Raw genomic sequence first — 24818 nt, 5'->3', positions numbered from 1 at the left:
GGGTGGGGGAGGGGCTGGTGCTCTCCGACGGCGACGGGGTGTCCGATGCGGACTCGGACGACGCAGACTCGGACGACGCGGCCGCGGCCTGCGGGGCCGGCCCGCCGCGCAGGTTCTGGGCCAGCAGCACCCCGCCCACGACGAGCGCGGCGAGCAGGCCGAGCACGAGGAGCAGGGCCAGCGGGCCGGCGCTCTTCCGGCTGTCCCCATCGCCTGGATCGGCCACCGTGGCGCCCTCGCCGCCCCCGGCCGGCGGGGCGGACGCGGCGGTCGATGCGTCCGGAGCCGCGGCGGCGGCCGTCGACCCCGCGGTCGCGGCATCCGCAGCGCGCATGGCCGCGGCACCGGCGGCCACCGGCGCCGCCGTGCCGCGGGACTTCTCGTCGACCGCCGGCGCGGACTCGGTCTCCAGCACGCGGCGCGGGACGGGACGCTGGCGACGCACGGGGATAGCCTCGGTGTCCGGGGCGGCCGGCTCCGGTGCGTCGGTCTTCTCGGCCGCCACGGGCTCGACGGGCTCGGTGGGCGGCGTGGCCCCGTCGGCATCGGCGTCGGTGGCCTGCGCGGCGGCGGCCCCCGCCGCGACGGCCGGGAGTGCGGCGGTGCCCGCCTGGGCCTCGCGCTTCTCAGCTTCGCGCTCCGCGGCCTCGCGTTCCTGGGCCGCGCGCTTCTCAGCCTCGCGCCGCTCGGCCTCCCGGGCGCGCTCCTCCTCGGCACGACGGCGGGCCTCGGCCCGGCGCTCGAGCTCGCGGCGCTCGGCCTCCTCCCGCTCCGCGGCCAGCCGGGCCTGCTCGGCCTCCCGCTCGCGCGCGGCCCGCTCCTCAGCCTCCTGCTCCGCCTGGCGACGGGTGCGCTCGGCCTCGGCGCGGCGCTCCTCCTCGGCACGCTCCTCCGCCTCCCGACGTTCGCGTTCTGCGCGTTCGGCGGCTTCCTTGCGCTCCCGCTCGGCCCGCTCCGCGGCCTCCCGTTCGGCGCGTGCCTTCTCCTCGGCCTCCTTGCGCTCGCGTTCTGCACGCTCGGCGGCCTCCCGCTCCGCGCGCTCGCGCTCCTCCTGCTGCTTCCGGGTGGCGGCGTCCGCCGCGGCCAGGGCCGACGCCCCGGCGGCCGCCTTCGCCGCGGTGCCGTCGGAGGGACGAACCCGCTCGGCGAGGCGCTCGGAGAGGCGGTTCAGGAACCCGGGACGACGCTGGGCCTCGTCCTCGTCCGCGCGGAGCCGGCGGTCGAGGTCGGTGTAGTACGCCTCGTCGTCGTCGTAGGCGTGGGGGTCTCCGGTCCGCGACTCGCCGAACAGCTCGGAGCCGAGGCTGTCCGTCTGGAACGGCTCCACGTACAGCTCCTGCGGGTACGCCAGACCCAGCAGGACGTCCGGGTCGGGGTCCCCGCCGGCGATCAGGTACGTACGGCCCTCGGACAGGCCCAGGTCGAGCACCTGCACGTCGTCGGTGCGCTCGCCCGTGGCCAGCTCCCGCGCGGACGAGGCCACCTGCGTGGCGTTCTCACGTGAGGCCACGAGCACGGTGACGCGGCGGTTGAGCACCTGGTCCGTGCCCAGGAACACCATGTCCTGGTCCGCGGACGTCACCACGTGCTGGGTGATGCGATAGCGGCCGCCCAGGACGGCGCCGACGGCGATGGGCTGGGGCACGGGCTCTTCTCCTGACGACGGGGTCGGAATCCGATGATACGTGGCGTGGCCGTCGCGGCCAGAGATCAGCCGACGCGCAGCAGACGACCCAGCGCCGGCACGCGGGCGACGAGCGGCCGGAGGGCGTCGTCCAGCTCGGGGAACCGCATGGCCCGCAGCACCATCAGGTACACCGGACCCATCGCCACGGCCGCCACCGCGCACGTGAGCAGCGCCGTCCCGATGGAGTTCCACGCGAACCCGCCGGTGTACCCGCCCAGCAGCCACACGACGACGACGCCCGCGGCCGCCGCGGCCAGCGCGGCCAGGCCGGTCTGGACGTGGGCACGCAGCACGGATGCGAGGCCGTAGTCCCCGAACCGGCGCACGGTGAGCACATGGGTCAGGACGAACTGGTACACGTACGAGACGGACGAGGCGACCGCGACCCACAGGGCCATGGACCACAGCGGCAGCAGCATCGCGCCCGCCCACGAGAGCAGCAGCATCAGGAGCGAGCCGCTGACCTGGACCACCATCGGCACCTTGGCGTCCTCGGCGGCGTAGAACACGCGCAGCAGGTAGAAGGAGCCCGAGCGGAACGGGATGGACAGCGCCAGCGCGAGCAGGACCGAGCCCACCGCGACGCCGGCCACCATCGCCGTCTCGGCCGTCGAGCCGAAGACGCGGCCCAGGGGGCCCGCCAGGACCACCACGCCGGCGAGGCAGAACATCAGCGGCACGGTGAACGCGCGCAGACCCTGCGCCGTCGTGCGCCGCACCGCGGACATGTCCTGGCGGCCCATGGCGCGGGCCAACCGGTTGAAGAGCACGGTGGCCAGGGAGAGCACGAACACCGAATGGGGCAGCACGGCCATCAGCATCGCCATGTTGTACGCGGCCACACCGGGGATGGCCGCCTGCGCCATCTCGGCGCTCCAGGTCTCCGTGCCGGGGATGCGCAGCTCGCCGCGGTCGCGGGCCTCCGTGGCGGAGGTGACGTACCGCTGGCACAGCAGGAGCACCACGTTCGTGGCGACCATCGTGATCAGGGTGTACCCGGCGATCCGGCCGGTGTCCCGCAGGCCGATGCCCTTCCAGCCGAACCGCGGGCGCAGACCCAGGCCGAGCCCGCGCAGCGGCAGGAAGAGGATCACGGCCTGCAGCACGACGCCCAGGGTGTGGCCGCCGGCCAGCACGACCGTCTGTGCGCTCGTCCACCCGGCGAGGTCGTCCCCGGCCCGGTACGCCCCGAACATGCCCAGGTACAGCACGATCGCGCCGATCGCGACGACGTTGTTCAGCACCGGCGCCCACATGTAGGCGCCGAAGCGCCCGTTGGCGTTGAGCACCTGCCCCACCAACGCGTACATGCCGTAGAAGAACACCTGGGGCAGACACCACAGGGCGAACACGGTGGCCATCTCGAGCTTCTCCGGCGACCAGCCGCGGGTCAGGGCCGTCATGAGCGGGGCCGCCGCCAGCATGACCACCACCGTGCCGGCGAGCATCACGAGCGTGCCGAGCGTCATCAGGCGGGAGGTGTAGTCCGCGCCCCGGTCGGCGTCGCGGGCGTGCTTGATCAGCTGCGGCACGAGCACGACGTTGAACACGCCGCCCACCAGGAGCAGGTAGATCACGTTCGGCAGGGAGTTGGCGATCTCGAAGATGTCGGCCATGTCCGCGGACAGGCCGATCGCCACCGTCACCAGCGTCGCACGGACGAGGCCCAGCACGCGGGAGAGGAGCGTGCCGGAGGCCATGATCGCGGTGGACCGGCCGGCGCGGCGCTCGCCCTCGGGGGTCTCGTCCGCGGGGTCCACGGCGGCCGGATCCGTGGCGGGGGCGGGGTCCGTCGTCGTCGGCTCCTCGTCGGCGACGCCGGCGGATCAGGGGCGGGGGCCCCGGGCACCGCCCGGGGGGAAGTGCTGGTCGACCACCTGGCGGGCCAGGTCGACGATCCGGCGCTCGTTGGCGAAGGAGAGGCGGCGGGCGACGTCCTCGAGGCGCACCCACGCGACGTCCACGGCCTCGTGGTCCGGGTCGTTCTCCGTGGTCAGCTCGCCGCCCGTGGCGCGCAGCAGGAAGTGGTGCACGGTCTTGTGGACGCGGTGCCGGGCGACCGTGAACCAGTAGTCGATCGCGCCGAGCGGCTCGAGGATGTGGCCGGCGATCCCGGTCTCCTCCTCCACCTCGCGCACGGCCGCCTGCCGGTGGTCCTCCTCGCCCTCGGGATGGCCCTTGGGCAGGCACCACTCGAGCCGGCCACCGCGGTTGTAGCGGGCGATCACGGCCACCTCGAGGCCGCCGTCATGCTCGCGGACGATGACGCCGCCGGCGGAGACCTCCTCCACCGTGGGCAGGGAGGCGGCACCGGCGGAACGGGGTCCCGCGGGGGCCGAGGTGACGGGGCGCAGAGGCGGCTGCGGCCGGCGACGCCACGCCCCCAGCGCGGAGGGCAGGGGGGCGCCCCGGTGCGCGGAGGGATCGGGGCGGGTCATGCCGTCAACTCTAGCTGTAAGAGGTCATGACGTTGTTGACTCGGGCCGGGGCCAACGAGGCCGGAGGGGCGTCCCCGCAGGAGGTATGAGGCCGATGGTAGTTGTAGTGGTTCACCCACACTGCCAACGCCTCACGCCGGGCCGTCTCTGAGGAGTACGGGCGGGCGTAGAGGACCTCATCGACCATCAGCCGGTTGTAGCGTTCGACCTTCCCGTTATGGCGGGGCGTGTAGGGCCGGATCCGGTGGTGCCGGCCCCCGAGCGAGACCACCTTGGCGGTGAAGTCCACGGCCCGGTAGTTGTTCCCGTTGTCCGTGACCACCCGGTCCACGGTGATGCCGTGCGCGGCGAAGAACGCCCGCGCCCGGCAGAAGAACCCGATCGTGGTCACCGTCCGCTCATCCTCCAACGCCTCGGTGTAGGCCAGGCGGGTGAACCCGTCGATCGCCGAGTGCAGGTAGGTGTAGCCGACCCGTCGGCCAGGCCCGCGCTTGGCTGCTCGCGCGTTCTCGGAGTCCCGGCCGTGAGCACGCCAGCCGCCCCCGTCAGGGATGCGCCCGATCTTCTTCACGTCCAGGTGCACCATGTGCCCCGGGCCGCGGGCGGTGATCTTCTGCGGTCGTTGGCGCAGGTCCTCACCCGTGGGCGCGAGGTCTGGCAACCGGGAGATGCCCAGCCGGTGCAGCCACCTGCCCACCGTTCGGAGGCACACCCGGTGGCCCTCGGAGACGAGGTGGTGATGGATCCGGCGGGCCGACCACTTCTCCCTGCGACGCAGGGTCTGGATCTGGGCCACCACCTCGGGGTCGAGCTGGGCGGGAGAGCGTCGTGGCCGGCAGGAGCGGTCTTGCAGTCCTGCCTCGCCCTCGGCGCGGTAGCGGGCCACCCAGGTGGCCACCGTGGGCCGGCTCACCCGGAACTCGGCGGCGACATGGGCTTGCGGGATGCCGTCGTGCAGGTGGCGGTGGACCATCCTGAGACGGCCGGTGGGGGTCAGGGGTGCGTTAGCGTGGGTCATGAGCGGGCTCTTTCCAGCGGATGGGTTGTTGAGGAACTTCCATCCTGCGGCAGGGGCCCGCTCGTCTCATCTCAGCCCGGCCCTCGTGCCAAGAACCTCATGACCCACAACATCTAGCCCGGCCCGCGCGGGCCCGTGCCGGGACCGTCTGGCACCCTTGTAGGCATCATGGATCTGACCACCGCCACCCACGCGCTGCCCCCCGGCTTCCCCGCGGACGCCACCCTGCCCGCCGTCGTCGTGGAGCTGGGGCGGAGGTTCGAGGCCGCCGGCCACGAGCTCTCCCTGGTGGGCGGCCCGGTCCGCGACCTCTTCCTGGGACGGCCGTCGCCGGACCTGGACTTCACCACGGACGCCGACCCGGACGCGTCCGAGGCCGTGGGCGCCGGCTGGGCGGACGCCACGTGGGACGTGGGGCGGCGGTTCGGGACCATCGGCTTCCGCAAGGCCGGCTGGCAGCTCGAGGTCACCACCTACCGGGCCGAGCAGTACGACCCGGCCAGCCGCAAGCCGCAGGTGGCCTTCGGCGACAGCCTCGAGGACGACCTGCTGCGCCGCGACTTCACCGTCAACGCCATGGCCCTGCGCCTGCCCGCCCTCGAGCTCGTGGACCCCTTCGGCGGCATGCGGGACCTGCACGCCGGCGTGCTGCGCACCCCCGGCACCCCTGAGGACTCCTTCTCCGACGACCCGCTGCGCATGATGCGCGCCGCCCGCTTCGCCTCCCAGCTCGGCTTCGCCGTGGCCCCCGAGGTGGAGCAGGCCATGACCGCGATGGCCGAGCGGATCACGATCATCTCCGCCGAACGCGTCCGCGAGGAGCTCGTCAAGCTCGTGTGCGGTGCGCACCCGCGCGCCGGCCTCGACCTGCTCGTGCGCACCGGCCTGGCCGACCACGTCCTGCCCGAGCTGCCCGCCCTGCAGCTCGAGTCGGACGAGCACCACCGCCACAAGGACGTCTACGCCCACTCCCTGACCGTGCTGGAGCAGGCCATGGAGCTGGAGGGCGAGTACGCGCCGTCGACCCCTGACCCCGTGCTGCGCCTGGCGGCGCTGCTGCACGACGTCGGCAAGCCGGCCACGCGTCGCTTCGAGAAGGGCGGGGCCGTCACCTTCCGGCACCACGAGACCGTGGGCGCCAAGCTCGTCCGCAAGCGGCTGCGCGCCCTGAAGTTCGACAACGACACGATCAAGGCGGTGGCCCGCCTGGTGGAGCTGCACATGCGGTTCTACGGCTACGGCGACGCCGGCTGGACCGACTCCGCCGTCCGCCGGTACGCCCACGACGCCGGCGACCTGCTGCCCCGCCTGCACGCGCTGACCCGCTCGGACGTGACCACCCGCAACCGGCGCAAGGCCGAGCGGCTGGCCCACGCGTACGACGACCTCGAGCGGCGCATCGCCGAGATCGCCGAGGCCGAGGAGCTCGCCGCCGTGCGGCCGGATCTGGACGGGCAGCAGATCATGGCGCTGCTGGGGATCCGCCCGGGCCCGGTGGTGGGGCGGGCGTACACCCACCTGCTCGAGTGGCGCCTGGACGAGGGGCCGCACGAGCCGGCCGAGGCCGAGGCGGAGCTGCGGCGCTGGTGGGCCGAGCAGCCGGAGGCCCAGCAGGACTGAGGCGGCGCGGCGGACCTTCCACCCGTCGTCGGGCCGGGACCACACTGGCCGCATGGCTGAGAAGAAGACCGAGAAGAACGGCGCCCCCATGGGCCCCGGCACCTCCAGCATCAAGGACCCCGAGGTCTACGAGGCGCTGCGCCGCGAGGGCGCGAGCGAGGAGAAGGCCGCGCGGATCGCCAACGCCTCCGCCCGGGACGGCCGGGACGAGGTCGCCGAGCGCGGCGGCGAGGCCGGCTCCTACGAGGACTGGACCAAGGACGAGCTCGCGAAGCGGGCCCGCGAGCTCGACATCGAGGGCCGCTCCACCATGACCAAGGACGAGCTCATCGAAGCGCTGCGCGACCACTGACCGGCGCCCGCCCCCCGCTTCCGGGGCGGAACCCGGTGCTTTGGGAGCGGAATACCGCCGGAAACCGCCCCCAACGCGGTGGGGCGGGGGGGGATAGCCGGAGGCTTTGGCCCATCCAGGTCGGGATGGAATGATCGACCGCTGTGAGTTCCGACCAGCGCACCGCGCCCGTGCCCCGCCATGCCCTGTCGCCCCAGGACGGCGTGCCCGCCGTCAAGGTCGGCACGCGGGTCAGCCGCGGCCCCGGCCGGGTGACCGCCCTCGACGGGCTGCGGGGGATCGCGGTGCTCGCCGTGCTCGTCTTCCACGCCTGGCCCACGTTCCTGCGCGGCGGGTTCGTGGGCGTGGACATGTTCTTCGTGCTCTCCGGCTTCCTCATCACCACCGGCCTGGTCCGCGGTGTGGACGCGGGCCGGGGCGTGGCGCTGGGCACCTTCTGGATGAAGCGCGTCCGACGACTCATCCCGGCCATGCTGATGGCGCTCGTGGGCACCACCGCGCTCGCGTGGCTGGCGGTGGACGAGTTCCCCGCGGGCCTGGGCCGCCAATGGTTCGGCGCCCTGACCTACACCAGCAACTGGGTGATGATCCTGCAGGGCGGGGACTACTTCAACCGCGCTTCGCCGCCTCTGTTCGAGCACCTGTGGTCCCTGGCGATCGAGGAGCAGTTCTACATCCTCTGGCCCCTGCTCCTCTGGGGGCTGCTCCTGCTCACCTGGCCGCCGCGCAGCACGGTGAACTCGGGGCGGGTGGCGGACCGACGTCGTATCCTCGCGGTCGCGGTCGCGGCCGTGGCCTCCGCGGCGTGGATGGCCTGGGGCTCGTGGCACGGGTTCGAGCAGGCCCGCCTCTACTTCGGCACGGACACCCACGCCTTCGGCCTGCTGTTCGGCGCGTGCGTGGCGATCGGCCTGGCCCATGTGCCCCGGCCCGAGCACGGCGGCCCCGAGCCGCGGACCTCGGCCACGCGGGTGGCTGTCGCGTGGGGCGCCGTCGCGGTGCTCGCGGCGGGCTTCGCCCTGGTCGACGGCGGCCACGCGAGCACGTACCGCGGAGTGCTGGCGGGCCTGTCCGCCGTCGTCGCGTTCATCGTCTGGCACGTGGTGCAGGGCGACCGGCGCGACTCGCTCTCTCGCGCGCTGGGCAACGGGTTCCTGCGCTGGTGGGGGCGCCGCTCCTACGCCGCGTACCTGTGGCACTGGCCGCTGCTCGTGATCATGCGCGTGATGGTGCCCGTGGACGCCCCCGGGTGGGTCGAGCCCGTGGCCGCCGGCGCGATCCTGCTGCTGACCGCCCTGATCGCCGACCTGAGCACCCGGCTGATCGAGGAGCCCATCCTCCACGAGGGGTTCACGGGTGCCTTCGGTCGCTGGGGCGCAGCCGCTCGGCGGGCGTTCACGGGCGGGGCCGGGCCGATCGGCCGGCTCGCGGCCGCCGCCACGGCGCTGGGGCTCGTGGCCGTGCCCGCGGCGGCCGTGGCCGCCGTGGTGCACTCGCCCGCGCAGACCCAGCTCGAGCAGGACATCGCCCAGGCGGAGGAGTCCCTCAAGGCCGCCGAGGCGGCGCAGCAGGCGGCCCGCGAGTCCCGGGCTGCGGAGCAGTCGAAGCGGGCCGAGGCATCGGCCTCGGGGGCACCCGGCTCGGCCGCCCCCGGGGACGCGGAGGGCTCCGCCGGTGCGACGCCCTCGCCCGGGTCGTCCGCCGAGCCGTCCGGGCTCGGGCTCGGCGACCCGGCCGTCACGCGCCCCACGTACTCCAAGGAGCAGCTCACCGCGGCCCTGCCGCCGTCCGAGCTCGGCCCGGACGTCACCCTGATCGGCGACTCCGTCTCGCTCTCGGCCGCGCCCACGCTCCTGGAGCAGCTGCCGGGGATGCTGCTCGAGGCGGAGGTGGGCTACCAGATCTGGGACGCCGCGGACGAGCTCGAGAAGCTCAAGGCGGACGGCCAGCTGAGCGACGTCGTCGTGGTGGCCCTGGGCGCCAACGGCACCACCCATCGGGGCGACTGGGAGAAGATCCTGGCGGCCGTCGGCGAGGACCGGCTGCTCGTGCTCGTGGTGCCGCACGGCCCGATGGACTGGATCGCGGACGTGCAGGTGCAGATGGAGGCGCAGGCCAAGGCCCACCCGGACCGGATCGTCCTGGCGGACTGGGACGCCGCGGCGAAGCAGCACGTCACGGACTTCTCCGCCGACGGCGTGCACCCCCGCGCCGACGGCCAGGCCATGTACGCCCAGCTCGTCCGGCTCACCATCGAGGACCGGCTCGGCGCGCGGCGCTGAGCGCGGTGGCCGGGGCGGCACGCGCCCCCACGACGACGCCGGCCCGTCACCTCCACGGGGAAGGTGACGGGCCGGCGTCGTGCGCGGTCCGCGGGGACCGGGCTGGTCAGCGCTCGATGTCGCCGCGGATGAAGGCCTCCACGAGCTCGTGCGCCGCGTCGTCGTTGTGCTGCACGGGCGGGGACTTCATGAAGTAGGACGAGGCCGAGAGGATCGGCCCGCCGATGCCGCGGTCCAGGGCGATCTTCGCCGCGCGCACGGCGTCGATGATCACGCCGGCCGAGTTGGGGGAGTCCCACACCTCGAGCTTGTACTCGAGCGAGACGGGGGCGTCGCCGAAGTTGCGGCCCTCGAGGCGCACGAACGCCCACTTGCGGTCGTCGAGCCAGGCCACGTAGTCGGACGGGCCGATGTGCACGTCCTTCTCGCCCAGCTGCGCGGAGGTGTTGGAGGTGACGGCCTGCGTCTTGGAGATCTTCTTGGACTCCAGGCGCTCACGCTCGAGCATGTTCTTGAAGTCCATGTTGCCGCCCACGTTGAGCTGGTAGGTGCGGTCCAGGGTGACGCCGCGGTCCTCGAACAGCTTGGCCATCACGCGGTGGGTGATGGTGGCGCCGATCTGGGACTTGATGTCGTCGCCCACGATCGGCACGCCCGCGGCGGTGAACTTCTCGGCCCACTCCGGGGTGCCGGCGATGAACACGGGCAGGGCGTTCACGAACGCGACGCCGGCGTCGATCGCGGCCTGGGCGTAGTGCTCGGTGGCCCGCTGCGAGCCGACGGGCAGGTAGCAGACCAGCACGTCCACCTTCGCGTCGCGGAGGGCCTGGGCCACGTCCACGGGCTCGGCGTCCGACTCCTCGATGGTCTCGGCGTAGTACTTGCCGAGGCCGTCCAGGGTGGGGCCGCGCTGGACGGTGACGTCCGCGTGGGGCACGTCCGCGATCTTGATGGTGTTGTTCTCGGAGGCGGTGATGGCCTCGGACAGGTCCAGGCCGACCTTCTTCGCGTCCACGTCGAACGCGGCCACGAACTCGAGGTCCGACACGTGGTAGTCGCCGAACTGCACGTGCATCAGGCCCGGGACCGTGTCCGTGGCCTTCGTCTCGCGGTAGTACTCCACACCCTGGATGAGGGATGTTGCGCAGTTGCCCACGCCGGCGATGGCGACGCGGATGGGGTTGGTGGCCACGGTCTGGTTCTCTCCTCGACTGTCCGGAACGGGTGCGGGCACGCGGAGCGCGCGCAGGGGGCCCACACCGTTCGGCGGGGCGCTCACCCGGGGATCAACCCCGCCAGTCTACGACCGACGACGGCGGCCCCGCCCGTCCGGTGTCCGGGCGGCTTCCTAGGATGGGGGCATGAGACCGGCCCCCGCGCATGCCGCGACCCCCAGCGAGCCGCCTACTCACGCCGCGGACGGCGCCCCGTGCGACGCCGTGGCCGACCCGGGTGCCCCCGCCGGGCGTTCCGCTGACAGCGCACCGTCCGGGACCCTGCCCGCCCCCGGCGAGCGCGGCGGCCGCTTCCAGCTCGCCGGCGGCCTCGCGGCGAACGGCCCGGGGCGGGGGACCGGCTCCTGGGCCGGGCCCGCGGCGCTGACGGGGCTGCTGGTGGCTCTGGCCGCCGTCGTGACCGTGCTGCAGAAGTCGCCGTGCCTGCTGCACGGCTGGGGCGCCCCGGACGTCTACTACGCGGGCTGCTACTCGGACTGGGCCGCGCTCTACGGCGGGCGGGGGTTCGCGGCGGACCCGTGGGCGCCGTTCCGGGCGGGCTCCACGTTCGAGTACCCCGTGCTGATGTCCGTCGTGGGCTCGGTGGCGGCCTGGATCACGCAGGCGCTGCCGTTCTCGCCGGAGCAGGGCACGGTGGTGTTCTGGCTCGTGAACCTCGGGTTCGTGGTGGTGCTGTGGGCCGTCGTCGCGGTGCTGACCGTCCGGATGGCGGGGCGTCGGTGGACGGACGGGCTCATGGTGGCCGTGGCCCCGGGGATCGTGCTGGCCGGCACCATCAACTGGGACCTGTGGGCCGTGGCCCTGCTGGCGTGCGGCATGTACGCGTGGTCGCGCGGCCGGTCCCTGACGGCGGGGGTGCTGTTCGGCCTCGGCGCGGCCATGAAGCTGTATCCGCTGCTGATCCTGGGGCCGCTGCTGATCCTGGCGGTGCGCTCGCGGCGGTGGCGGCCGTTCCTGCTCGCGGCCGGGGGCACGGTGGCGGCGTGGGCGGCGGTCAACGTGCCGCTCATGGCGGTGAACTTCCAGGCGTGGTCCGTGTTCTTCACCTTCTCCGGCGAGCGCGGGCCGGGCCTGTCCAGCGTGTGGCACGCGTGGGACGTGACCGCCGCGCAGGCCGGGTGGGCGTTCGTGCCGGAGGACTCCCTCACCCTGCTGGCCTACGGCACCTTCGCGGTGTGCTGCCTCGGGATCTTCGTGCTCGGCGTGCGGGTGCGGCACACCCCACGGCTGGCCCAGCTGACGTTCCTGGTGGTGGCGGCGTTCGTGCTCACCAACAAGGTGTACTCACCGCAGTTCGTCGTCTGGCTGATCCCGCTCCTGGCGCTCGCCCTGCCGCGCTGGCGGGACTTCTGGGTGTGGCAGACGGTGGAGGCGCTGCACTTCTTCGCCGTGTGGATGTACCTGGCCAAGGGGGTGGCCGAGACCCCGCCGCAGCACTCCATGGACGACTCCGTCTACGTGGCCGCGATCCTCGCCCACATGCTCGCGGTGCTGTGGCTGTGCGGGCGCGTCGTGTGGGAGATGCTGCACCCGGCGGAGGACCTCGTGAAGCGCGACCACGGCGGCCACCCGGACACCGACCCGCTCGCCGGCGCGTACGCCGGCCCGGCCCGGGGGCGCTCAGGCCGGCCGGCCGCGGTTCAGGCGTAGTCCCAGCGGTGGATCGGGCAGTCCGGGGACGACGGCGGCGTGCTCGTCCCCGCCTCGGCGGCGCCGCCCTCGCGGGGTGGCGGGCAGACGCACTGCGCCCCGGAGGCGGCCGTGGCCGCCTTCATCTGTTCGCGCCAGATCACGTGGGGGTCGGTGGCCGGGTCCGCGGCCGCGCCGGGGTGCGCCGGACGCGCGGCGCCGTCGTCGTGGGCGTCGTGGGCGGGGGTGCGGGCCGCGTCCCCGTCCCGGGTGAAGCCCATCCGCACGATGGCCCAGCCGCCCACGGTCCACGCCACCAGGAGGAAGACCCCCACGGCGACGGCGATCATGATGTCCACGGCGGGCTCCTCCTGCGCTGACGGGCGGGCGATGCGGCCGGGGCCGCTTTCGGGCCAGGGTAGTCGGACGGATGGTGGGGCGCGGTACGGTCGGGGCATGACCCCCGTGACCCGTGACACCGCCGCCGAGCTGCCCGCCCACCTGCGGGACCTGGCCGAGTTCGTGACCGCCTCGCCCTCCAGCTACCACGCCGCGGAGGAGGTCGCACGCCGCCTGGAGGCCGTCGGCTTCACCCGTCTGGATGAGACGGCCGACTTCCCGGCGGCCCCGGGCGGCTACGTGGTGGTGCGCGACGGCGCGGCGGTGGCCTGGATCGTGCCGATGGGTGCCGGGGCGCTGGGCCGCCACGAGGGTGCTGAGGCGCGCGCGGCCGGGCCGGACGAGGCGGGGCAGAGCGCCGGCGTCGTGCCGGTGTTCCGCGTGCTCGGCGCACACACGGACTCGCCGGGGTTCAAGCTCAAGCCGAACCCGGCCACCGTGACGGCCGACGGCTGGGTGCAGGCCGGCGTCGAGGTGTACGGCGGCCCGCTGCTGAACTCGTGGCTGGACCGTGAGCTGCGGTTCGCCGGGCGTCTCGCCCTCGACGACGGCACGCAGGTGCTCGCCGCGACCGGGCCCGTGGGGCGCATCCCGCAGCTGGCCATCCACCTGGACCGCGAGGTCAACGAGGGGCTGACGCTGAAGCGGCAGCGGCACACGAACCCCGTCGTGGGGGCGCTCGCCCCGCGCGGCGAGGGCGCCGGCGAGGCGGAGGCCGACGGTCTGGCCGCCCGCGTGCCCGGTGACGTACTGACCGCGCTCGCGGCCGCCGCCGGCGTGGACCCGGCCGCGGTGCGCGGGCACGACGTCGTGGTGGCCGACGCCCAGGCGCCCGGACTCTTCGGGCTGGCGGGCGAGTTCTTCGCGTCGGGCCGGCTGGACAACCTGAGCTCGGTGCACGCGGGCCTCGTGGCGCTCGAGGAGCTGGCGCGCGAGCACGGTGGCGCCGAGGGGGCGATCGCGTACGAGGGGACCGTCGCGGGCGGGGTGGCCGGTGAGGCGGCCGGCGCCCCGGTGATCCCGCTGCTCGCCGCGTTCGACCACGAGGAGCTGGGGTCGGCGTCGCGGTCCGGGGCGGCCGGGCCGCTGCTCGAGGAGGTCATGGGGCGCGTGCTCGAGGCGCTCGGCGTGGCCGGGCAGGGCCGAGCGCGGGCGATCGCGGGGTCCTGGCTGCTGTCCGCGGACGCCGGCCACCTGGTGCACCCGAACTACGCCGAGCGGCACGATCCCGTGAACCACCCGCGCGTGAACCACGGCCCGCTGCTGAAGATCAACGCCAACCAGCGCTACGCCACCGACGCGGGGGGAGAAGCCGCGTTCGCCCGCTGGTGCGGCGTGGCGGGGGTGCCGTTCCAGGAGTTCGTCTCGAACAACGACGTCCCCTGCGGCTCCACCATCGGCCCGATCTCGGCGACCCGCCTGGGCATCCGGACCGTGGACGTGGGCCTGGGCCTGCTGTCCATGCACTCGGCGCGCGAGATGTGCGGCGTGCGGGACGTGGAGCACCTGGCGGCGGCCGTGCGGGAGTTCTTCCGCGGGGTGTGAGGCGCGGCATGGGGGGCGCCGCGAGCGGCGTGCGCGGGGCTGCGTCAGCCGGCGGAGCCTGGGGTCACAGCTGTCGGTAGGTGCCGACATTGACCAAGGGCGTGCCGTTCACGACGGCACTGCCGCGGCCGTTGACCGACACGCCGGCGAGGGTCGTGCTGCAGTTGCTGTACCACCCGATGATCGGCAGGGTGATGGTGCCTGAGACGGGGGCGGGTACCGGGGTGGAGAGCTTGCTGACGTAGCGGTAGTACTGGATTCCATTGTTGGTGTACAGGACCGGACTGCCGGTCCCGGAGACCTCACGGACGGGGGTGCTCCAGGACGGTGTAGCGCTGCTCGTCCAGGTGAAGGTGGTGGGGTTCTTCCCAGTCTCCATCGCATCCACCATGTCCTTCTGCACCAGGACGGAGGCGGTCACATCCGTCACCGTGGAGCCGGTGCGCACATTGGCGATCCGGTAGTAGGTATTGACGTCGTCCGTGGTGACGCTCAAGCGGGTCGAACCCGAGCCGCAGGCCGACACCGACGCGCCGGGTACGGCTGCTGTGGTGGCGCGGCGGATACTGAACACGCGGTCGATCCGCGGGAGAGGGCTGGCCGCCTCGGCGGGGGCAGCGGCGGCGGCGACGACGGTCGGCACCGCCCACGCGAGGCTGCTGGCGACTCGGCGGCGGGAGGGGACGGACTGGGACGGCTGGGGCGCTGCCGACGTGGACTCTGACATGGATGCTCCGAAACGTGAGAGGGGTGTGACACAGGATGTGTGTCCTCCTTCCAAGGTACGTCGTCGTCGACCGAGGGCAAGCCCCGGCCACCCCACGGCCCCCTAGGGGTGGCACCTCATCTGCGGAGGCGCAGTGCTGGTATTCTTGACGGGATCCCCTGCGTGCCGCCGAAGAGTGCGGATGCATGCGTAAGGGGAGAACGCAGAACCTCCTGCCGCGGAGAGACCGCGGCCGCAAGCCCAGAGGAGGTGGGTTCGCATGCGTGCTTATGAGCTGATGGTGCTGATCGACCCTGAGGTCGACGAGCGCACCGTGGAGCCGACCCTGAAGAAGTACCTCGAGGTCGTCACGAACGCCGGCGGCACCGTCGACAACATCGACGTGTGGGGTCGCCGCAAGACCGCCTACGAGATCCAGAAGAAGTCCGAGGCCATCTACGTGGTCGTCAACTTCCAGTCGGAGCCGGCCGCCACCCAGGAGCTGGACCGTCTGCTGAACCTCAACGAGACGATCCTGCGCACCAAGATCATCCGTCCGGAGGAGCAGAAGATCACCGCTGAGTGATCCTCGTACCGTGTCCGGAGGGTCTGAGAGCATCGGATCAGTCCCCGACGCCCCCACCGGAACCCCGCTGAGCAGTCCCGGATCCCCGGATCCGGTCACTGACCGGCAGAACCCCCGAAGACAGGAGTGACCATGGCAGGCGAGACCGTCATCACCGTGGTCGGCAACCTCACCGCCGACCCGGAGCTGCGCTTCACCCCGAACGGCGCGGCCGTCGCGAACTTCACCGTCGCGTCCACGCCCCGCACGTTCGACCGCCAGACCAACGAGTGGAAGGACGGCGAAGCGCTGTTCCTGCGCTGCTCGGTCTGGCGCGAGGCCGCGGAGAACGTGGCGGAGTCGCTGACCAAGGGCATGCGCGTGATCGTGCAGGGCCGCCTCAGGGCGCGCTCCTACGACGACCGGGACGGCAACCGTCGCACCAGCTGGGAGCTGGACGTGGACGAGGTCGGCCCGGCGCTGCGGTTCGCCACGGCCAAGGTCACCCGCGCCCAGCGCGGCGGTGGCGGCGGCGGTGGCTTCGGCGGCGGCCAGCAGGGGGGCGGCTTCGGCGGCGCCCCGGCCGGCGGCGGCTTCGGGGGGAACAACGACGGCGGCTTCGGCGGCGCCCAGCAGGGCGGCGGCTGGGGCGGCCAGCAGCAGGGCGGCGGCCAGGCCGCACCGCAGGACCCCTGGTCCGGCGGCGGCGGTGGCGGCGGATGGGACACCCCGTCCTCCAACGAGCCCCCGTTCTGATCCTGCACTGACCGGGCGCGGCCCCCACGGCCGCGACGGACACGGAACACCACGGACCTCTCCGTCCGGGCGCACCTCGCCCGGAGGGCCGCCCCGGCGGCCCATCCCCCTCGCGACCCGGCACCGCCGGGCCGCACTGCACACGGCCCCGTGCCCGGCACGGGACGCCGCGTGATCCCATCCCGCAGAACCGTTCTGCGGGCTCCAGAGAACTCTGAAGGAGCACCACGATGGCGAAGGCTGAACTCCGCAAGCCCAAACCGAAGTCCAACCCGCTCAAGGCCGCCAAGATCACCGAGATCGACTACAAGGACGTGGCCCTGCTGCGCAAGTTCATCTCCGACCGCGGGAAGATCCGTGCCCGTCGCGTGACCGGCGTGACCGTCCAGGAGCAGCGCAAGATCGCCCAGGCCGTCAAGAACGCCCGCGAGGTGGCCCTGCTGCCCTACGCCGGCGCCGGCCGCGGCTGATCGAGCGAGCGAAGGAAGGAACACCCAGATGGCAAAGCTCATCCTGACCCAGGAAGTGGCCGGTCTCGGCACCTCCGGTGACGTGGTCGAGGTCAAGAACGGGTACGCCCGCAACTACCTGCTCCCGCGCGGTTTCGCCACCGTGTGGACCAAGGGCGGGGAGAAGCAGGTCGAGTCCCTGCAGAAGGCCCGCGCGGCCCGCGCCGTGGCGAACCTGGAGGACGCGCAGGCCCAGGCCGCGCAGCTCCAGTCCGCCACCGTGAAGCTCGAGCGCACCGCCGGTGCGGAGGGTCGCCTGTTCGGCGCCGTCCAGACCGCCGACGTCGCCGAGGCGATCGAGGCCGCCGGCCTCGGCTCCGTGGACAAGCGCTCGATCACCCTGCCGGCGCACATCAAGTCCGTGGGCAACCACGAGGCCCAGGTCCGCCTGCACGAGGACGTCATCGCGACCGTCCAGCTGCAGGTCGTGGCCGCCAAGGCCAAGAAGTGATCAACCGCTTCTGAGCCCGTCGCGCCCGCAACGCGCACCCGAGGCCCCGGTCCGCTCTTCACGAGCGGGCCGGGGCCTCGTGCCGTGGGGGAACATGGAGATCATGCCCTCCGCCCCACCGCCCTCCGACCCCGCCGGCTCGACGGCGGCCCCGCGCCCGCCCCTGTGGACGCGCCCGTTCATCCTCGTCAGCGCCACCTACCTGTTCGTGGCGATGATCTTCTACACGCTCATGACCGCCATGGCGCTCTACGCCGTCACGTCCTTCGGCGCGTCGGACGCGGAGGCCGGCGTCGTGGTGGGGGCGTTCGTGCTGGGCGCGGTCCTCACCCGCATGACGACGACGCCCGCCACCTTCGCGTGGGGGCGGCGGCGGGTCCTGCTCGTCGCCTTGGCCTGCTACGTCCTCACGACGGCGGCGTACCTCTGGGCGGACTCCCTGGCCACGCTGACCGCGGTGCGGCTGCTCAACGGCATGTGCTTCGGCGCGGCCGGCACCGTGCTGGCCACGGCCGTGCAGCGGATCGTCCCGCCGGTGCGCCGCTCCGAGGGCACCGGCTGGTTCTCCACGTCCATGACGCTCGCGGGCGCCGTCGGGCCGATGGTGGCCCTGCAGCTGAGCACCGCCCTCGGCTACGACGCCCTGTTCTGGGCGTGCATCGGCTTCACGGGCATGGCCCTGCTGATCGCCCTGTTCCTGCGCGTGCCCGAGCCGCCGCTGACGGGCCGGTTCCGGCTGCACCGGGCGGACGTGTTCTCCGCAGAGGTGGCGCCGGCGGCGGGCGTGGCCCTGGCCTCCGGGTTCATGTACGGCGGCATCCTCGCGTTCATGGCCACGTTCGCGCAGCAGCAGGGCTACCCGGCGATGGTGCCGAGCCTGTTCTTCCTGCTCTTCGCCGCGGGCACCATCGTGGGCCGTGCCGTCCTGGGCGTGCTGCACGACCGGCACGGGGACAACGCCGTCGTCTACCCGATCCTCGCGGGCATGGCCGTCTCCTACGCGGTGCTGGCGCTGTGGCGGGAGCCGGCGGGCATGCTCGCGGCCGGCGCCCTGCTGGGGCTGACCTACGGGCCCGTGGTGAGCGTGTTCCAGACCATCGCGATCAAGGTGGTCCGGCCCACCGAGATCGGCGTCGCCACGGGCACGTTCTTCCTGCTCCTGGACCTCGGCACCGGCCTCGGCCCCATGGTGCTCGGCGCGGTGGTGGCCGCCGTCGGGATCCCGGTGATGTACCTGCTCTCCGGCGGCGTCGGGGTGGCGCTGCTGCTCTACTACCGGCTCGTGCACGGCGGCCGGGCCATCGCCCGGCGCCCGTCCCCGGCCTGAGCGGGGCGGCGCGCTCAGGCGGGCCCGTGCCGGCGCGCCTCCTCGACGGCGCTCGCGACGCCGCTGTGCCACGGTTCGCCGTGACCGGGCAGGACCGTGCCGGCTCCCGTCGCGGCGAGGGCGTCCAGCGAGCGCAGGGCGAGGCCGCTGTCGGCGGTCGCGGCCCCGGCGATGATGCGCGGGCCGCGGCGACCGGTGTAGGGGTCCAGGGTGACGAGGGCGTCGCCGGAGATGAGGACGTCCCGGTCCGGCAGGTGCAGGGCGCAGTGACCGTGCGTGTGGCCCGGGCTCGGCACCACCACGGGGCGCCCGGGGACGGGCACCGTCTCCCCCGGGGTGAGCTCGGCCGTCGCCCTGACGCCCTTCACCGTGAACACCCCGGCGGCCACCATCGAGCCCAGGATCGGCAGCGCGGCCGGGTGGCGGAGCGGGTAGAGCGCGCGCGGGTTCTCGTGCGCGTAGGAGTAGGGATGGGCGGCGAGGTAGTGCTCGGCGCGGTGGGCGTACACCGGGACCCCCAGCCGCTCCACGAGGCGACGCGCGGCACCGACGTGGTCGAAGTGCGCGTGCGTGAGCACGAGGGCCTTGATGTCCTCCGGGCGACGCCCGAGCGCGCGCACGGCGTGCCCCAGCGGGCGCCACACGGCGGGCAGGCCCGCGTCCACGAGGGTCAGCCCGTCCGTGTCCTCGATGAGGTAGCAGTTCACGTTCGCGTGCTGCACGAGGTGGATGCCGGGGGCGACGGGACGGGCGGTCATGACGGAACCTCCAGGACGGTGGGCGGGTCGCACCGCCGGCCCGGCGAGGGCCTCGGCGGGCGGTTCGGACCCCCAGTGGAGCATCGGCGCGCGTGGCCGCGATAGGTCTCAGCCTCCCACGCCGCCCGACGACGGCGCCCCGCGGCCCCGGTGAGCCCCGCGGCCCCAGTGTCAGCGCGCGGGCGCGCCGGGGGCCGCCGTCGTCGTGGTGGTGCTCATGCGTCCCATCCCCCGATGTGCACGAGGGCGTCGCCGCGGTGCACCAGGGGTGCCTCGGTGCGGCCGATGACCACGCCGGTCAGCTCGGCCTTCACGTGCGCGAGGCGGCGGCCGAACGAGTTGTAGAGCGCGCCGATGCGGTCCCCGGCGCTCACGCGTTCGCCGAGGGAGACGTCCAGGTGCACGAGGCCGTCCGCGCGGGCGCGCACCCACGTGGAGTGCCACACCAGGTACGGGGCGTCCTGCTCGCCGTCGACGACGTCGGGGTGGACGGCGGCGGTGTCCTCGCCGGTGGCGTCGGTCGCCTCGGGCACGTCCGTGGTCCGCTCCTCGGGGACCTCGCCGGGCAGCTGACCGGGGGCGTCGACGACGGCGTCCGGCCCGGGCTCGGTGAGCCCGACGTCGGCGGGATCCACCATGTCCAGGGCCGCGAGCACGCGCAGGACCCCGTCCACGCCGGGGGCGATCGCGTACTCGTCGAACCGCCAGGCCTCACCGGCCTCGTAGAGCAGCACGCGCGCGCCGGTCTCGCGGGCCGCGGCGCGCAGGGAGCCGTCCCGCAGGCGGGCGTGGAAGAGCACGGGCGCGCCGAACGCCTCGGCGAGCGCGCGGGTCTGGGGGTCCTCCAGGTCGCAGCGGATCTGCGGCAGGTTGGAGCGGCGGTCCGCGCCGGTGTGCAGGTCGATGCCCACGGTGCAGCGGCCGATCACCTCGGTCATCATCAGGTGCGCGATGCGCGAGGCCAGCGAGCCCCGGGCGGAGCCGGGGAAGGAGCGGTTCAGGTCGCGGCGGTCCGGCAGGTAGCGGTCCCCGGCCATCACGCCGAGCACGTTGACGATGGGCACGGCCAGCAGGGTGCCGCGCAGCTGCGTGGGCTGCAGGCGCTCCAGGACGCGGCGGACGATCTCGACGCCGGCCACCTCGTCCCCGTGGATCGCGGCGGAGACCCACACGGTGGGCCCGTCCTCGCGGCCGTGCAGCACGTGCACGGGCAGGGTGACGTCCGCGCCGGTGACGAGCTGGGAGATCGGCAGGGACAGCTCGTGGCGGCGGCCGGCCGGCACCTCGACCCCGCCGAACGCGAAGGGGGCGCGGGCGGGGCGACGGCTCACGCGCGTCCTCGGTTCCGGCGGCGCACGCCGCGCGGCGGTTGCCCGCCCACGTACGAGGCGGCGGGGTCCACGAGGAGGCCGCCGGCGGCCAGCGCGGTGCGCCCCACGAGCATGCGGAAGCCCATCTCGTCCCGGTGGGTCAGGGTCACCTCCGCCTCGATCGTGCGGCCGGCCAGGGTCAGCGGCATCACGACGACGACGCGCTCCTGCGCCTCGCCGTTCGAGGAGCGGACCGTGCGCAGGTCGGCCACCGGCAGCTCGGCCGTCCGCGCGTCCGCCGCCGAGGTCTGCCACGGGTGCACCTCGAACCGGACCCACGCGGCGCCGTCGCGGGTGAACCGCTCGATGCCGAAGGCGTGGAGCGCCGAGGTGCGGGCGCCGGTGTCGATCTTGGCCTTGATCCAGGGGGTGTGGGCGGTGGGCAGGCCGACCCATTCGCGCCAGCCCACCAGCCCCGGGCGAGCGGCGCCGTCGTCGGTGGGGGGCACGCCGTGGGGGGCCGGGGCCGTGTGCTTAGATTCAGACACGCCCCTCATCCTCCCAGGAAAGCGGTCATGAAGCTCGCCATCCTCTCCCGTTCCCTGCGCGCCTACTCGACGCAGCGCCTCAAGACCGCGGCGCTCGAGCGCGGCCACCAGGTGAAGGTCCTGGACACCCTGCGCTTCGGCATCGACCTCAGCTCGGACGAGCCCGATCTGATGTTCCGCGGCCGCCCCCTCTCCGGCTACGACGCCGTGCTGCCGCGCATCGGCAACTCGGTGACCTACTTCGGCACCGCCGTGGTGCGCCAGTTCGAGCAGATGGACGTCTACACGCCCAACACGGCCGCCGGGATCATGAACTCGCGGGACAAGCTGCGGGCCACCCAGATCCTCTCCCGCCACGAGATCGACATGCCCGCCACCGTGTTCGTGCGCAACCGCGGCGAGGTCTCCACGGCGATCGACATGGTGGGCGGGGCGCCCGTGGTGATCAAGCTGCTCGAGGGCACCCAGGGCATCGGCGTGATCCTGGCGCCGACCAAGAAGGTGGCCGAGGCGATCATCGAGACGCTGCACGGCACCAACCAGCAGGTGCTCATCCAGCGGTTCGTGGAGGAGTCCAAGGGCACGGACATCCGCGCACTCGTGGTGGGGGACCGCGTGGTGGCCGCGATGCGCCGCCGGGCCCAGGGGGACGAGTTCCGCTCCAACGTGCACCGCGGCGGCACCGTGGAGCGCGTCGAGCTCTCGCCCGAGTACGCCGAGACCGCCGTGCGCGCCGCCCACATCATGGGCCTGCGCGTGGCCGGGGTGGACATGCTCGAGGGCGAGCACGGTCCGCTGGTCATGGAGGTGAACTCCTCGCCGGGGCTGCAGGGCATCGAGGCCGCCACGGACCTGGACGTGGCCGGCGCGATCATCGACTACGTGGCGGACCAGGCCGGCTTCCCCGACATCGACGTGCGCCAGCGCCTGGCCGTGTCGACCGGGTACGGGGTCGGTGAGATCACCGTGCACGCCGGCTCCGGCTGGGTGGGCCAGTCCATCGAGGACTCCGGGCTGCTCGCGAAGGACCTGCAGGTGCTCACCCTGCACCGCGGCACCTGCGTGTTCCCCAACCCCGCGGACACCAAGGTCCTCGAGGAGGGCGACCGGCTGCTCTGCTTCGGCAAGACCGAGAACATGCGCGCCCTCATCCCCGCCCGCGCCCGCCGCCCCAAGCGCGTGCGGAAGCTGCCGGCCACCCCGATCCTCGCGTCCGTCGCCGAGGAGGTCCCGGCGCCCGAGGTGCCCGCCGACGACGCCTGAGCCCGGGCGCGGGGCTCAGCGGGCCGGGGCGAACGCGCCGATGCCCGTGAGGTGCCGGCCGAGCGTGAGCTGGTGGACCTCGTCCGTGCCCTCGTAGGTGCGCACGGACTCGAGGTTGTTCGCGTGCCGCAGCGGCGAGTGCTCCAGGGTGATGCCGTTGCCGCCGAGCATCTCGCGGGCCTCCCGGGCGATGCCGATGGCCACGCGGCAGTTGTCCAGCTTGCCCGCCGAGATCATGGCGGGGGTGAGCGGGCCGGCGTCCTTGGCGCGGCCGATCTGGTGCGCCAGCAGGTAGCCCTTGCCGATGGCCACGGCCATGTCCGCGAGCTTGGCCTGCGTCAGCTGGTGGGAGGCCAGCGGCACCCCGAATTGCTGCCGCTGCATCGCGTAGTCGAGGACGGCGTCGAAGGAGTCGCGGGCGGCGCCCATCGCGCCCCAGATGATCCCGTAGCGGGCCTCGTTGAGGCACTGGAAGGGGCCCTTGAGCCCGACGGCGGAGTCGGCCGGCAGCATCGCGGAGGCGGGCAGGCGCACGCCGTCGAGGTGGATCTCGCACTGCACCGAGGCCCGCATGGACAGCTTCTGGGTGATCGCCTCGGCACGGAAGCCGGGGGTGTCCGTGGGGACCACGAAGCCGCGCACCCCGCGCCCGTCGCCGGGCTCGCCGGTCTGCGCCCAGATGATCGCGACGTCGGCCAGGGTGGCCAGCCCGATCCACCGCTTGACCCCGTCGAGCACCCAGTCGCCGCCGGGCTCCTGGCGGGCCGTCGTCGTCATGGAGGCCGGGTCCGAGCCGGCGCCCGGCTCGGTGAGGCCGAAGCAGCCGACCGCCTCGCCGGTGGTCATGCGCGGCAGCCACTGCGCCTTCTGCTCCTCGGAGCCGTGCTTGTGGATCGCGCCCATCGCGAGCGAGCCCTGCACCGAGACGAAGGTGCGCAGGCCGGAGTCGCCGGCCTCGAGCTCCTGGGCGGCGAGGCCGTACTCCACCGCCGAGCGACCGGGCATGCCGTGGCCCTCGTAGGGCATGCCGAGCACGCCGAGGCGACCCAGCTCGGGGACGATCTCGCGCGGGAACACCGCGTCGTCGTACCAGCGGGCGATGTGCGGGCGGATGTGCTCGTCCACGAAGCCGCGCACCTGCAGCGCGACGGCCTTCTCCTCGGCGGAGAACAGGGAGTCCAGGCCGACGACGTCGGCGCGGCCGAGGAACGAGTCGGCTTCGGCGTGGAACGGGGTGGTCATGGCGGGGGTCCTCTCTGCGGGGTGGTCAGCGGGCGTCGAGCCAGGTGTTGACGGCCGCCGTGTCCGCACCGAGCGCGGGCGGCGCCTGGTGCGGGTGCGCCACGGGCGGGTCCCACTGCACCGGGTGGCGGAACTGCCGGCCGGCGGGGGCGCCGGAGCGGTCCTGGACCTCGACGGTCGGCTCGAGGCCGAGGGACTCGGCCAGCTCGACGCCCTCGGCGACGGTGGACACGAGGCCGACCGGGAGCCGCTCGGCCTGCAGCACGTCCCGCCAGTGGGCCGCCGTCTCGGCCGAGAGCGCGTCCTCCAGGGCGGTGCGCAGCTCCTCGCGGTGCTCGACGCGGTCCGTGTTCGTGGTGAAGCGCGGGTCCTCGGTGAGCTCGGGGACGCCGAGGGCCGCGGCGAAGGTGCGGAACTGCGCGTCGTTGCCGATGGCGACGGCGAGCGGCGCGTCCCGGCACGCCAGCAGCTGGTAGGGGGCGATCGAGGGGTGGTCGTTGCCCATCCGCCGCGGGACGACGCCGGCGCCGAGCCAGGCCTGGCCCTGGTTGGCGAGCGCCCCCTGCAGCGAGGAGAGCAGGTTCAGCCGCAGGTGCGCGCCCTCCCCGGTGCGCTCGCGGCGCAGCAGGGCGGCGAGCACGCCGGCGGTGAGGTCCTTGGCCGTGAGCACGTCCACCAGGGCGACACCCGCCTTCATCGGGGCGTCCGGTTCGCCGGTGATGCTCATGAGCCCGCCCGCGGCCTGGACGATGAAGTCGTAGCCGGGCAGGTCCCGGCCCTCGCGGTCGCCGAAGCCGGAGACGGCGGCGTAGACCACGGACGGGTTCTCCCGCGCGACGTCGTCGTAGCCCAGGCCGAGGCGCTCCATGGTGCCGGGCTTGAGGTTGTGGACCACGACGTCGGCCCGGGCGGCCAGGGCGGCGGCCCGCCGCTGGTCCTCGGGGTCCTTCAGGTCCCAGCCGACCGACTCCTTGTTGCGGTTCACGGACTCGAAGTAGGTGGCGCCCGTCGCCGAGCGGGGCGGGGCCCAGCCGCGGGTGTCGTCGCCGCGCTCGGGGTGCTCCACCTTGATGACGCGCGCCCCGAGGTCCGCCAGCGTCATGGTGGCGAGCGGGCCGGCGAGGACGCGGGAGAAGTCGGCGACGAGGACGCCGTCGAGGGGGAGCGAGGCCGGGGAG

General features: G+C 73.7%; 23 protein-coding genes. 11 read left to right on the top strand and 12 right to left on the bottom strand.

Annotation, left to right across the window (positions count from 1 at the left end; genetic code table 11):
• The 4 genes from J1M41_RS05090 to J1M41_RS05075 all read right to left on the bottom strand — a co-directional run.
• On the bottom strand, positions 1–1645 hold a 1645-nt coding region (locus J1M41_RS05090), incomplete at its 3' end, for a hypothetical protein (protein WP_206451295.1).
• Positions 1646–1710: 65 nt separating this feature from the next.
• A complete protein-coding gene (gene murJ / locus J1M41_RS05085; RefSeq protein ID WP_342214071.1) occupies positions 1711–3447 on the bottom strand; it encodes a murein biosynthesis integral membrane protein MurJ in 1737 nt (578 codons plus the stop codon).
• A gap of 66 nt (positions 3448–3513) precedes the next feature.
• Entirely contained in the window at positions 3514–4125 is a 612-nt protein-coding gene (locus J1M41_RS05080; protein ID WP_061867467.1) for an NUDIX hydrolase, read from the bottom strand.
• A 10-nt stretch (positions 4126–4135) separates the two neighbouring features.
• Positions 4136–5143 (bottom strand): IS481 family transposase, encoded by a 1008-nt coding sequence (locus J1M41_RS05075; RefSeq protein ID WP_206451294.1) that lies wholly within the window; start codon positions 5141–5143, stop codon positions 4136–4138.
• Positions 5144–5311: 168 nt separating this feature from the next.
• Between J1M41_RS05075 and J1M41_RS05070 the strand changes: the two genes are divergently transcribed.
• The 3 genes from J1M41_RS05070 to J1M41_RS12030 all read left to right on the top strand — a co-directional run bounded on the left by J1M41_RS05070 (position 5312) and on the right by J1M41_RS12030 (position 9397).
• Positions 5312–6763: a CCA tRNA nucleotidyltransferase gene (locus J1M41_RS05070; protein WP_049158932.1), complete on the top strand. Its 1452-nt coding sequence runs from the start codon at positions 5312–5314 to the stop codon at positions 6761–6763.
• Between the two features lie 52 nt (positions 6764–6815).
• Complete coding sequence (locus J1M41_RS05065) at positions 6816–7115, top strand: Rho termination factor N-terminal domain-containing protein (RefSeq protein WP_070708933.1); 300 nt, start codon at positions 6816–6818, stop codon at positions 7113–7115.
• 143 nt (positions 7116–7258) lie between these two features.
• The gene (locus J1M41_RS12030; protein WP_342214070.1) at positions 7259–9397 is read left to right on the top strand and encodes an acyltransferase family protein; all 2139 of its coding nucleotides are present in this window, start codon (positions 7259–7261) and stop codon (positions 9395–9397) included.
• Positions 9398–9503: 106 nt separating this feature from the next.
• On the opposite strand, the gene J1M41_RS05050 is transcribed toward J1M41_RS12030, so the two are convergent.
• Positions 9504–10589, bottom strand: coding sequence for an inositol-3-phosphate synthase (locus J1M41_RS05050; protein ID WP_206451292.1), 1086 nt, complete (start codon positions 10587–10589; stop codon positions 9504–9506).
• 169 nt (positions 10590–10758) lie between these two features.
• On the opposite strand from J1M41_RS05050, the gene J1M41_RS05045 reads away from it, so the two are divergent.
• Entirely contained in the window at positions 10759–12282 is a 1524-nt protein-coding gene (locus J1M41_RS05045) for a glycosyltransferase family 87 protein (protein WP_206451291.1), read from the top strand.
• Here the strand turns inward: J1M41_RS05045 and J1M41_RS05040 are convergent.
• On the bottom strand, positions 12273–12611 hold the full coding sequence (locus tag J1M41_RS05040) for a hypothetical protein (RefSeq protein WP_241247757.1): 339 nt from the start codon (positions 12609–12611) through the stop codon (positions 12273–12275). The two genes, J1M41_RS05045 and J1M41_RS05040, sit on opposite strands and share 10 nt — an antisense overlap.
• A 106-nt stretch (positions 12612–12717) precedes the next feature.
• On the opposite strand from J1M41_RS05040, the gene J1M41_RS05035 reads away from it, so the two are divergent.
• Positions 12718–14205, top strand: a complete 1488-nt coding sequence (locus tag J1M41_RS05035) for a M18 family aminopeptidase (protein ID WP_206451290.1) — start codon at positions 12718–12720, stop codon at positions 14203–14205.
• A gap of 64 nt (positions 14206–14269) precedes the next feature.
• Here J1M41_RS05035 and J1M41_RS05030 read toward each other — a convergent pair whose 3' ends face one another.
• Entirely contained in the window at positions 14270–14848 is a 579-nt protein-coding gene (locus tag J1M41_RS05030) for a hypothetical protein (RefSeq protein ID WP_129867167.1), read from the bottom strand.
• Positions 14849–15191: 343 nt separating this feature from the next.
• Between J1M41_RS05030 and rpsF the strand changes: the two genes are divergently transcribed.
• From rpsF to J1M41_RS05005, 5 genes are all read left to right on the top strand, one after another.
• The gene (rpsF, locus tag J1M41_RS05025) at positions 15192–15497 is read left to right on the top strand and encodes a 30S ribosomal protein S6 (RefSeq protein WP_002857790.1); all 306 of its coding nucleotides are present in this window, start codon (positions 15192–15194) and stop codon (positions 15495–15497) included.
• Positions 15498–15629: 132 nt separating this feature from the next.
• Positions 15630–16232, top strand: coding sequence for a single-stranded DNA-binding protein (locus J1M41_RS05020; protein ID WP_115165605.1), 603 nt, complete (start codon positions 15630–15632; stop codon positions 16230–16232).
• A gap of 230 nt (positions 16233–16462) precedes the next feature.
• On the top strand, positions 16463–16702 hold the full coding sequence (gene rpsR / locus J1M41_RS05015) for a 30S ribosomal protein S18 (RefSeq protein WP_002857788.1): 240 nt from the start codon (positions 16463–16465) through the stop codon (positions 16700–16702).
• Positions 16703–16730: 28 nt separating this feature from the next.
• A complete protein-coding gene (gene rplI / locus J1M41_RS05010) occupies positions 16731–17192 on the top strand; it encodes a 50S ribosomal protein L9 (RefSeq protein ID WP_002857787.1) in 462 nt (153 codons plus the stop codon).
• Positions 17193–17286: 94 nt separating this feature from the next.
• Positions 17287–18519 carry an MFS transporter gene (locus J1M41_RS05005; RefSeq protein WP_115165606.1) on the top strand — a complete coding sequence of 411 codons (1233 nt, stop codon included), beginning with the start codon at positions 17287–17289 and terminating at the stop codon, positions 18517–18519.
• Positions 18520–18533: 14 nt separating this feature from the next.
• On the opposite strand, the gene J1M41_RS05000 is transcribed toward J1M41_RS05005, so the two are convergent.
• The 3 genes from J1M41_RS05000 to J1M41_RS04990 all read right to left on the bottom strand — a co-directional run bounded on the left by J1M41_RS05000 (position 18534) and on the right by J1M41_RS04990 (position 21135).
• Entirely contained in the window at positions 18534–19277 is a 744-nt protein-coding gene (locus J1M41_RS05000) for an MBL fold metallo-hydrolase (protein WP_036314391.1), read from the bottom strand.
• Positions 19278–19492: 215 nt separating this feature from the next.
• Positions 19493–20608, bottom strand: coding sequence for a succinylglutamate desuccinylase/aspartoacylase family protein (locus tag J1M41_RS04995; protein WP_206451289.1), 1116 nt, complete (start codon positions 20606–20608; stop codon positions 19493–19495).
• Positions 20605–21135 carry an ATP-dependent zinc protease gene (locus J1M41_RS04990; RefSeq protein WP_002857781.1) on the bottom strand — a complete coding sequence of 177 codons (531 nt, stop codon included), beginning with the start codon at positions 21133–21135 and terminating at the stop codon, positions 20605–20607. Before J1M41_RS04990 ends, J1M41_RS04995 begins: the two co-directional genes overlap by 4 nt.
• Before the next feature lie 27 nt (positions 21136–21162).
• Between J1M41_RS04990 and rimK the strand changes: the two genes are divergently transcribed.
• Positions 21163–22398 carry a 30S ribosomal protein S6--L-glutamate ligase gene (gene rimK / locus J1M41_RS04985; RefSeq protein ID WP_206451288.1) on the top strand — a complete coding sequence of 412 codons (1236 nt, stop codon included), beginning with the start codon at positions 21163–21165 and terminating at the stop codon, positions 22396–22398.
• A 15-nt stretch (positions 22399–22413) separates the two neighbouring features.
• Here the strand turns inward: rimK and J1M41_RS04980 are convergent, their stop codons facing one another.
• Positions 22414–23640, bottom strand: coding sequence for an acyl-CoA dehydrogenase family protein (locus tag J1M41_RS04980; protein ID WP_060974275.1), 1227 nt, complete (start codon positions 23638–23640; stop codon positions 22414–22416).
• A 25-nt stretch (positions 23641–23665) separates the two neighbouring features.
• A partial coding sequence (locus J1M41_RS04975) for a CaiB/BaiF CoA-transferase family protein (protein WP_206451287.1) occupies positions 23666–24818 on the bottom strand: 1153 nt, incomplete at its 5' end.

Source organism: Micrococcus sp. KRD096 (assembly GCF_017168495.1).
Taxonomy (GTDB): Bacteria; Actinomycetota; Actinomycetes; order Actinomycetales; family Micrococcaceae; genus Micrococcus; species Micrococcus luteus.
Note: the sequence above shows the minus strand (reverse complement) of the source record. Positions and strands in the feature narration are given on the sequence as shown.

Bases quoted from the DNA above. Each gene is read 5' to 3' on its own strand.
- J1M41_RS05020 (WP_115165605.1), top strand. From the start codon at position 15,630: ATGGCAGGCGAGACCGTCATCACCGTGGTCGGCAACCTCACCGCCGAC.
- J1M41_RS05075 (WP_206451294.1), bottom strand. From the start codon at position 5,143: ATGACCCACGCTAACGCACCCCTGACCCCCACCGGCCGTCTCAGGATG.
- J1M41_RS05000 (WP_036314391.1), bottom strand. From the start codon at position 19,277: ATGACCGCCCGTCCCGTCGCCCCCGGCATCCACCTCGTGCAGCACGCG.
- J1M41_RS05045 (WP_206451291.1), top strand. From the start codon at position 10,759: ATGAGACCGGCCCCCGCGCATGCCGCGACCCCCAGCGAGCCGCCTACT.
- rimK (WP_206451288.1), top strand. From the start codon at position 21,163: ATGAAGCTCGCCATCCTCTCCCGTTCCCTGCGCGCCTACTCGACGCAG.
- J1M41_RS05080 (WP_061867467.1), bottom strand. From the start codon at position 4,125: ATGACCCGCCCCGATCCCTCCGCGCACCGGGGCGCCCCCCTGCCCTCC.
- J1M41_RS05040 (WP_241247757.1), bottom strand. From the start codon at position 12,611: ATGATCGCCGTCGCCGTGGGGGTCTTCCTCCTGGTGGCGTGGACCGTG.
- rpsR (WP_002857788.1), top strand. From the start codon at position 16,463: ATGGCGAAGGCTGAACTCCGCAAGCCCAAACCGAAGTCCAACCCGCTC.
- rplI (WP_002857787.1), top strand. From the start codon at position 16,731: ATGGCAAAGCTCATCCTGACCCAGGAAGTGGCCGGTCTCGGCACCTCC.
- J1M41_RS05070 (WP_049158932.1), top strand. From the start codon at position 5,312: ATGGATCTGACCACCGCCACCCACGCGCTGCCCCCCGGCTTCCCCGCG.
- rpsF (WP_002857790.1), top strand. From the start codon at position 15,192: ATGCGTGCTTATGAGCTGATGGTGCTGATCGACCCTGAGGTCGACGAG.
- J1M41_RS04980 (WP_060974275.1), bottom strand. From the start codon at position 23,640: ATGACCACCCCGTTCCACGCCGAAGCCGACTCGTTCCTCGGCCGCGCC.
- J1M41_RS05005 (WP_115165606.1), top strand. From the start codon at position 17,287: ATGGAGATCATGCCCTCCGCCCCACCGCCCTCCGACCCCGCCGGCTCG.
- J1M41_RS05035 (WP_206451290.1), top strand. From the start codon at position 12,718: ATGACCCCCGTGACCCGTGACACCGCCGCCGAGCTGCCCGCCCACCTG.
- J1M41_RS05065 (WP_070708933.1), top strand. From the start codon at position 6,816: ATGGCTGAGAAGAAGACCGAGAAGAACGGCGCCCCCATGGGCCCCGGC.